Origin of the sequence: Nitrospira sp. BLG_1, assembly GCF_047338595.1 — a bacterium.
In the GTDB taxonomy this organism is placed as follows: domain Bacteria; phylum Nitrospirota; class Nitrospiria; order Nitrospirales; family Nitrospiraceae; genus Nitrospira_D.
Map to the genome: position 1 here is coordinate 1 of NZ_JBLFBO010000072.1, position 9409 is coordinate 9409.

Consider the following 9409-nt stretch of genomic DNA (forward strand, 5'->3'; position numbering starts at 1 on the left):
CGAGCGCATCGATCTGTTCCGTGATCCGCATGATTCCGATCTCCGCCGTCATGGCAGAGCCTGCTCTCGCTGTCACCATCAGCGCTGCCAACACCGGCCCCAGCTCACGAATCATACTGACCGCCACAGCTGCGCCAAGCAACCCCTCCGATCCAAACTTCCGCAACGTATGATACCCCTGTAACGCCAGCACCATACCCGTGAAGGTCGCCGTCAGCACAACGACAAACGTCGATTTATAGCCGATAAAATGGAGTTGCTTGACGGTTTGAATGGCTCGAAACGGGGGACGTGCCAACCAGCCAAAGGCCGACAGCACAAAGATCAGCATGCGCCCCATTTCGGCCACGAAGGTAAGCGCCCATCGACCTAGCGTTTCAAGAAACTTCATGCTTACATTGGTGCCGATCTATGCTCTTGCCGTTGATGCATCATCGTCGCAGCATATTGTCTGAAAAAGGCCGTCAATGCCTCCGCAGCCACCCCACTCTGCCGACGAAGCCGGTTAATCCCTAAGAGGCACGACGGAGCAACCAGAACAGTCCCGATCCCTTTGAGCCACCCAGTGGGCCTGAGAAAGAGATTGAAGTCAAGCGGAAGATCTTCATCGAGAAGATCCGAGACCGTTCGAATAATGACAAACGGAGTACGGGTTCGATTGGCCTCCGTAGCCAAGGCTGCGCTTTCCATATCGAGGCCGATCGCCTGTGTCTTGTCTGCAAACACTCGTTTTTCTGAAGCACTCCCGATCACATGATCGGTCGAGACAAAGCGACCCATGTGCACCTCAGGCACTATGGCCTGAATGCACCCGACTAGACGATCCCGTGCTTCGCCCGGGACATCGATAGGTGAGACGGACGTCGGGCCATCCCTACCGCTAGACACCACCTCATGCCCGACCAAAAGCGCGCCAATACCCACTGCGATCAGTGCGCAGGCAAACCCTGTGGAGATCATGAGAGAGAAGGATTGGTGATCAAGCAACCGGGCAGCACATCGCCGTGCCTTTTCCGGACCGACACCGGTCTGAACCAACCAATATTCTTGTTCCCCGGCAACATGCACCAGCATAGGAATTCCACCGGCAGTTTGTTCAACCACAGGATGGAAGGCCGACCGTATCGCCCTCATTTCCCATGGTGTCGCAGCGCAGACGGCAATGCGCGTACTCGTCTGCCCATTCAAAGATAGGGGAGAAAGAAGACCGGCGGGGGTCAATGCTCGGCCCGAGGGAGATCAGTTCCTTTGAGATGATGGCGAAGTTCGTCAGCTCGCGTTTTTCCACGAGAACGCAAGTTGCGATACATCGCCAACGCCCACAAGGGGAAGTACTGGCAATACCAATGGTATCGAAGGTAAAAGACACGAGGGAATCCTGTACCGGTGTGGGCAATCTCCTGCCATGATCCATCCTTCGTTTGCTGCCGAAGGAGGAACTGCACTCCGCGCGCGACACTGAAGGAATCGATCGCTCCGGCCGACATCAAGCCCATGAGTGCCCATGCCGTTTGGGATGGCGTGCTCTCTCCTGTTCCATGATAATCACCATCGTCTCGATAGGAGAGACAGGACTCGCCCCACCCGCCGTCAGGATTCTGTTTTGATTCCAGCCAGGACACGGCACGGCGAATATAGGGAGCCGAAAGATCTTCACCGATGGCGCGCAGGCCGGCCAATACGGACCATGTCCCATAGATGTAGTTCACACCCCACCGCCCATACCAGCTCCCGTCCTCCTCCTGTTGTTTCTTCAAGAAGGCCAGCGCCGGTCCGGCAGAGGGGTGTGTCTGGTCATACCCCAATGCACCAAGCATTTCCAAACACCGTCCAGCAAGATCAGCCGTACTGGGATCCAACAAGGCTTTGTGGTCGGCAAACGGAATGTAGTTGAAGACAACTCGATTATTGTCTTTATCATAGGCGCCCCAACCGCCGTCGGAACCTTGCATGGCCAAAACCCATTGCATGCCGCGGCGCATGGAGCCATCGAGCTCACCTTCTTGATCGGGGATCTTTACTTTAGAGAGTGCCATGATGACGACGGCGGAATCGTCGACATCCGGGTAGAGCTCATTCTCAAACTGAAAATACCACCCACCTGGTTGTGCATTCGGTGAGGAGATGATCCAGTCCCCTACCGCCTTGGTTTGACGGGCCATCAGGTAGCGGCCTGCCTTTTGGAGCGATGGGTGATCCTGCGGCACACCGGCCTCGACCAACGCATTCGTCAACAACGCCGTATCCCAAATAGGTGAAAAACAGGGCTGCAAATGCAACGTGGGCAAGGACTGGCCGTCCATCATCACCGAATCGTAGACCTCCAGCTCTTCAATCTCACGCAACGCCTTGACGACAAGCGGATCATCGGTCTTATACCCCAAACATTCGAGAGCCATGATGGAGTTGGCCATCGCCGGATAGATCGCGCCGAGCCCCCCGGATCCTTTGATATGCTCCACCATCCAGGATGCGGCCTTGTGCAGTGCCTTCTCTCGCAACGCCCGCATCGGCATCCGGTCATACAACTTCAACATGAAATCCAAGGCGACAAAGAAGTTATGCGGAGTAAACCAGGCCTGATCCTTGTTGAACGGAGGATACTTCCAGTACCGCACCTCCTCGCGTGGAATTGGGTACAACTCGTCGATCCCCTGATGACGTGGAATCCGGCAGACCGGCCGGTGAGCGAAGACAATCAGTAATGGAATCAAAACCGCCCTTGACCAATAGGAAATCGCATAGATACTGAAATAGAATTTCTTGGGAAGCAGCATGATCTCCACAGGCATGTGGGGGACCCCTTCCCAATCGTACTGATCGAACAAGGCCAGCGTGATTTTCGTGAACACATTGGCCTGGAGAACACCGCCCATGGCCAAGATGCGTTCCTTTGCTCGAACCATAAACGGTTCATCCGCAGACACCCCGCTCAGCTTCAACGCGAAATACGCCTTCACTGAAGCGCTAATCTCCGACGGCCCCCCATAATAAATGGGCCATCCGCCATCAGAAAGCTGCATCGACTTGAGATATCGAACCGCCATCACCTCCCGTTCGGGATCCACCCGATCGAGGAATCGACGAAGCATCAGATATTCGGACGTGAGAGTGGTATCGGCTTCCAATTCCGCAACCCAGTACCCCTCGGCATGTTGGCGGGTGAAGAACCATGATTGGCTCCGCTTGATCGCATCATCAACCGAATCCGGCTGCCCCACAGCATGTCCCATTGGACGACGGCCTGTGGCCGCATCTAACGCAGGAAGTACGACCGGCTTCTCCGACACCAGACGAAGCGATGCGACGGGGTTGAACTCCGTTGCATGGTCAAGCCGTCCCGGTGTCCCGGAGAGTAAACTGTCAGAGAGGCGGTTGAAGAGCGCCTTAATGAGGTTCATGAATGGTTAGGACTCAAAACAACAACGAGCGGCAGGTAAGAAACCGTCATCTACAACAGGTCTCCCCGTATGTGTTCGAAAAACCCTACACAAGCACTGCTGCGTTATAACAGACACCCAAAATCGAGTCAAGCGTGAGCGATGCAGAAGTGCCTGATGTACTTACCAGATTCGCATCTGGTCAACAGTATGACTACTGCAGTGATGACACACAGATTGTTGGAAACCTATGTTGAGGCCCGACGTGGGACCATCCCAGATCGTGTAGCGAAACTCATGTGAGTCCCACCGCATACTGAGTGATAATTGGAGGGGGCCAGCAAGTACCGCCATCGCGATAGGGAGAGAATCCGGTTGAGAAACGACAAGGAGTCCGATAAGAAAATCTCTTAACACGTGATGTCGTGCCGCTGCGGGAGAAGCGGATCACCATATCAATACAACACCCAGGAGAATAACGCCCCATAGGACAACCGATAACCGCAGTCCATTGATAATCCCCATGGCAGGATCCAACGGATGATCACCTGGCTCCTCCACCCTCTCCTCATCCTCCCGGCTGACACACGTTCCATCAATCGTTGCGCCGGAAGGACAGAGTGTCTCCAAAATCACCTGCGTACGGGCAAGATCACCGACCGATCGCAGATACGGGTGTCTGGCTGGTCCTTGGACAGGTGTCACGCTTACCTCCTCGATGGTGGTAACATCTCCTTGTTGCTGCACCTACAGAATACCCGAGCCTATCCTCACTCCTATACAAAAACCATCTTTCCAGCCGGAGACTTACCGGACATCGCTGACGAACCTCGTGCATCACATCGGCACGCTTACCTTCGAGGTCGTCCGTGCTCCCTTGGACGCCCCCTGAGTTCAGCCAGCACAACCCCGACTCCCGCAAACGAATCATCGATGTCAGTGAGGGAACCGCCGAACAACTTACAGGTTCGCCGAACAGAGCATTGCCCGAGTTCACGCAGAAACGATTCAACTGGGAAAAATGAACGCCGATTACACGACTACTCATTCAGGCCAGAGACCGGACATCCACGGCCTCATGTCATGACAGGAGAGGCATCCAGGCGAGAGCCTCTCCTACGCAGCCAACACATTAGGCAGGTTGCAGATCTCCAAGCCGTACAGACACGAGCTTCGACACACCGGGCTCTTCCATCGTCACACCGAAGAGCGAATCAGCGATGCTCATCGTGCGTTTATTGTGGGTAATGACGAGGAATTGGGCATTCTGCGCCAGGTCTTTCAAGACTGCCGTAAACCGCCCGATATTTTCTTCATCCAGCGGCGCGTCGATTTCGTCCAACAGACAGAAGGGCGTCGGCCGGATGAGAAAGCTCGCAAATAAGAGCGCCATCGCCGTCAAAGTCTTTTCTCCGCCCGACAGCATGGTAATGCTTTTAAGCCGCTTGCCCGGCGGTTGTGCGACGATCTCAATGCCAGGCTCTTGATTGCCGGACAGTTCTCCGTTTTCCAAGGGCGGTTCCTCGATCAACTGCAGCTCAGCTCGTCCTCCCGGGAAAAACTGTCCGAACACTTCGGTGAACTTCTGCTGCAATTCATCATATGTGGCGGCAAACATCTCCTTCGTGGTCCGGTTGATGCGCTGGATGATCTCCTTCAAGGAGGCGATTGAGTTCGAGAGGTCTTGTTCTTGCGCCGACAGGAAGGTGTGCCGCTCCTCCAATTCCTGATGCTCGCTGATTGCAGCCAAATTGATGGGGCCCATGCGATCCAGCCGATCTCGAAGTTTCTGCAACTGTTCTTTCAGCTCGACATCCGAACGCTCGTCCGTCTCCTGCTGCACGGCGGCATCCGCCTCTCCTGCCGACTCATCTGATTGAGGTGGGGGAGCGACGAGTGTCAGCGGATCGATCTGATAGGTACCGGCCAACGTACCCTCTACGGTCCCTAAGTGCATACGAACCTCGGCACGGCGAACCTCCACGGTCATTCGAGCCTCTCGAACAGCCGACATCCCTCGCCGCACCTCCTCCAAACCGGCTTCAAGCGTGTGACTCGCGGCCATGTGCTGCGCCTGTCGTTCCTGGGCCGCAACCAATTCGCCCTTCACCTGTCCGGCGGTTACACCGAGATCTTGGCAACGCGTCTCCTGCAAAACCTGCTGCTCTCGGCTCTGTTCAATCAAATCCTTCAGGCTGTTCAGATGTTCACCCAAAGCGCGACGTCGCTCTTCGGCTTCCTGAATCTGCTGCATGACACGAGCACGATTCAACTGTTCGTGTTCCCGTTTGGCACGTAACCCTTCGACAGTGAGCTTGGCCTGTGTCACGTGCTCCTGGTGCTGATTCATCGTCTGGTCAAGCAGCATCAAACGTTCTCGTACTCTCGCCACCAAGGCATCCTGACCATTTTTCTCTGCAATCCATTGCCCCAATTGAGCTTGCACCGATTGGGACTCATCCTCCACCCGCCCCCGCTCACCGAGGCCTTCCTGAATTTCTGCATCCACGGCTTGTACGCGCTGCTCGAGATCGGCCAGCACATGTTGCAGCGTTTCCTCATCTTTACGCAACGACAGATTCTGCATCTCCGCTTCACGCAGATCATCTCCGAGCTGGCGGCCACGCTGGATGAGCACCTGAATCTGAGCAAAGACCATGTCCCGCTGTTGCTTACTCTGATCAAGTTCCGCCACGAACGAAAGTCGTTTCGCTTCGAGGTCCATCACCTCTCGACGACGCTCGAGCAAACCAGGTGTGCTTTGCACCTGACCACCCGTCACGATACCCGAAGCATCCACGACTTCTCCATCCAACGTCACGAGGATCGGTCCGTGAGGAGCACCCCATATCTGTCCTTCCCACAGCTGCAGTGCCTGGTCCAAGGACCGAATGATCACCACGCGATCGAACAGGGCATCGCGAGCTGCGGCGCGAGCGGCATCAGTTTGGACCAGATCAACCGCTCGCCCGACCACACCGGGTTCCGCCGCGATCGCCGGCCACCACGAGGCGGTCGAGGCTCCTTCCCATCGCGGACGCTGTGGGATAAAGCTGCCTCGCCCAAGCGCTTCTTGCTGGAGAAACCGAATCAGCCGTTTGCCGACTGACGGTTCATCCACGAACCACCCCCGAACACGCTCCCCTAATACCGCCTCGACCGCACGTTCCATCCCGGATGGAATGACCAGCCACTCGGCCACCGCATCCCGTACGCCTTCACACGACTTCAAGGCCGGGCCCTGTTGCGGGCCCTGTTGCGCACCCTGCCGACCATAGCCCATTTCTTCACGCACCACACCCTGGAGCGCCTCAAGACGTGAATCGACACCCGCCAATTCCTCTGACCGGCGCAGGATCACCTGATCCAACGATTGCAGACTCCCTCCAGCTTGGGCCGACTCTTCCTCCACCGCCCGTAGCTCCGCGCGCAGTTCCGACACTCGCCGATCGGCCTCTCCATACTCTTTCCGCAATGACTCGTGCCGATCGATCGCCGTAGCACGCTGGCCTCCAAGCTCCTCCCGCTCGGCAGTCAACCGCGCACCACGCCCCACGAGATCTTCCATGCGTCTCGCTAATTGCGAAATGGCCTGTTCGGTATTCGCAACTAGTACGGCCAACTGCAACACATCCTTGCGGCCTCGCTCTTCCTCCGCGACAGCCGCCGCCCGCTGGCTGACTAACCGCATCAGTTCCTGATCCAACTCCTCGAGCGCCTGAACCCGAAGCGTCATTTCCTCTTCTACCGACCGTAAGGACGCCTCAATCGTCTGCAGCGTTTCGGACACCTGGTCCTGCGAACGAACCAGTTCCTCGAGCTCAGCCGACTCCTGCACCTGCTGTTGTCCAAACAATTGTCCCCGACTCCGTTCGACCTCCGCAGCGGTCAAGGCTTGGGCTTGTTGCTGCTCGACACCTGCCAACTCTTCACGAATTTTGCCGATGGTATCGGACATGCCGATCGCATCGAGCCGAGCCTGTTCAAGATCCGTCGTGAGCCGGGCCTGCTCAGCCGCCTTTTCTGATTCCTGCTGATCAAGAGTGAGCACCTCCCCCTCGACATCCTGCAACGCCTGCCGCAAGACCCGAAACTCTTTGGTCAGCAGCGACACTTCGATCACACGGACTTCCCCTTGCAAGGTCTGATAGGTTCGCGCCTGGCGCGCTTGCCGCTCAAGAGAATTCAACTGCTTCTTGACTTCGGCCACGATGTCTCGGACACGGAGCAGATTCTGTTGCGTCGCTTCCAGCTTACGCAACGCTTCGGCTTTTTGCTTTTTGTAACGCACGATACCGGCTGTCTCCTCGATCAACTCACGCCGGTCTTGAGGAGACGCGTTCAAGATCTGATCGATCTGCCCCTGGGCGATCACCGTGTGCCCTTTGCTTCCCGCGCGCGTATCGAGCAGCAAGCTGCGAATATCCTTGAGCCGGCAGTGGACCTTATTGAGGAGGTACTCGCTTTCGCCGTTACGGTACAATCGGCGAGTAATCATCATCTCTTGCATTTCGGTCAACTCGTTGGGAAGACTCGAGCTCCCGTCGAGCTTCATCATTGTGGGATCAAGCCCGCCGATGACCAGAGAGACTTCGGCCATTCCCAGCGGCTTTCGGAGCTCGGTCCCGTTGAAAATGACATCCTCCATCTTTTCACTTCTGAGCGTCTTGGTGCTCTGTTCACCCAATACCCAGAGGATGGCATCCACAACGTTGCTTTTCCCGCTTCCATTCGGCCCGACGATCGCGGTCACGCCCTCGGGAAATTCGATCTTCGCCTCAGCAAACGACTTGAAGCCCGTCATGTTCATAGTCTTTAAATGCATCAGCTCACCTTATCGTTACGCGACACACCCCCACTCCACGAGCAGACCTCGGGAACCGAAAACTCCGGCACCTTGTACCATAGAGATCTGAGGAAATCAAAATCAAAACACAGCAGGTAGGGGGCGCTCATCGCACCCCCTACAATTTATAGACTTTGTTAGGGATAGGAATCAAAGATCAGCGTTTACCAATCAGCTACCCGCACCAGTACCTCCTTTATGCGGAGGAACCAGGCAGGCGATGGCTGTTTTCACGTTCTACACTATCTGGGAACGCTGGCCATCGACTTCTTCGAGGACTCGATTTGAACCAGTTCCTTCGGCAGAAGGAACTCGACATCTTCCTCAATCACTGTTAACTCTTCGACTTCGAACGGCTCTGCCGCTCTCAAGAATGCGACTACTTCCGTGACCAGAATCTCCGGCGCTGAGGCGCCAGCAGCAATACCGACGGCCTTTGCTCCTTCGAGCCAGACAGGATCGATATCGGCAGCCGAATCGATAAGGTAGGAGGGAATGCCGCACTGCTCTCCCAATTCTCGCAACCGGTTCGAATTGGAACTGTTCGGAGACCCGATGACCAAAATGACATCCACGAGACGTGATAACTCTTTGACCGCATTCTGCCGGTTCTGCGTGGCGTAACAGATATCTTCTTGATGGGGCCCTTTGATGTTCGGAAACCGCTGATGCAGCGCCCCCACAATGTCCCGACATTCATCGACGCTCAACGTGGTTTGCGTGACATACGAGAGGTTGACCGTATTGTCCACCTTCAGTTTTTCCACGTCTTCGACCGACGACACCAAGTGAAACTTGTCGGGAACCTGTCCGAGTGTCCCGATGACTTCCGGATGTCCGGCATGCCCGATGAGGATCAATTCATAGCCCTGGGTATAGTCGCGGTTCACTTCATTATGCACCTTGATCACGAGCGGGCAGGTCGCATCAATGACATGCAGACGCCGCTGATTCGCTTCTTCCCAAACCGACTTCGCAACCCCATGGGCGCTGAAAATCACCACCGACCCTTCGGGGACTTCATTCAGCTCTTCCACGAAGACGGCGCCCTTCCGGCGAAGAGTATTCACGACATGGCGGCTATGAACAATCTCATGCCGAACATAAATCGGCGCGCCGTATTTCTTGAGCGACAGATCCACGATATCGATCGCCCGATCGACACCGGCGCAAAACCCACGGG

At 56.0% G+C, this 9409-nt stretch carries 6 protein-coding genes; all 6 read right to left on the bottom strand.

Annotation, left to right across the window (positions count from 1 at the left end; translation table 11 throughout):
* Positions 1-391: MlaE family ABC transporter permease (locus tag ACMTNU_RS19600; RefSeq protein WP_413936980.1), on the bottom strand; the 391-nt coding region annotated here is incomplete at its 3' end.
* A 2-nt stretch (positions 392-393) separates the two neighbouring features.
* Complete coding sequence (locus tag ACMTNU_RS19605; RefSeq protein WP_413936981.1) at positions 394-1221, bottom strand: hypothetical protein; 828 nt, start codon at positions 1219-1221, stop codon at positions 394-396.
* Positions 1218-3401 (bottom strand): squalene--hopene cyclase, encoded by a 2184-nt coding sequence (shc, locus tag ACMTNU_RS19610; RefSeq protein WP_413936982.1) that lies wholly within the window; start codon positions 3399-3401, stop codon positions 1218-1220. The genes ACMTNU_RS19605 and shc overlap by 4 nt, the downstream gene beginning before the upstream one ends.
* Before the next feature lie 426 nt (positions 3402-3827).
* Complete coding sequence (locus ACMTNU_RS19615) at positions 3828-4085, bottom strand: hypothetical protein (RefSeq protein WP_413936983.1); 258 nt, start codon at positions 4083-4085, stop codon at positions 3828-3830.
* Positions 4086-4512: 427 nt separating this feature from the next.
* Entirely contained in the window at positions 4513-8205 is a 3693-nt protein-coding gene (gene smc / locus ACMTNU_RS19620) for a chromosome segregation protein SMC (RefSeq protein WP_413936984.1), read from the bottom strand.
* A 263-nt stretch (positions 8206-8468) separates the two neighbouring features.
* Positions 8469-9409: 4-hydroxy-3-methylbut-2-enyl diphosphate reductase (gene ispH / locus ACMTNU_RS19625; RefSeq protein WP_413936985.1), on the bottom strand; the 941-nt coding region annotated here is incomplete at its 5' end.

Coding starts and splice junctions, on each gene's coding strand:
- shc (WP_413936982.1), bottom strand. CDS start 3,401: ATGAACCTCATTAAGGCGCTCTTCAACCGCCTCTCTGACAGTTTACTC.
- smc (WP_413936984.1), bottom strand. CDS start 8,205: ATGCATTTAAAGACTATGAACATGACGGGCTTCAAGTCGTTTGCTGAG.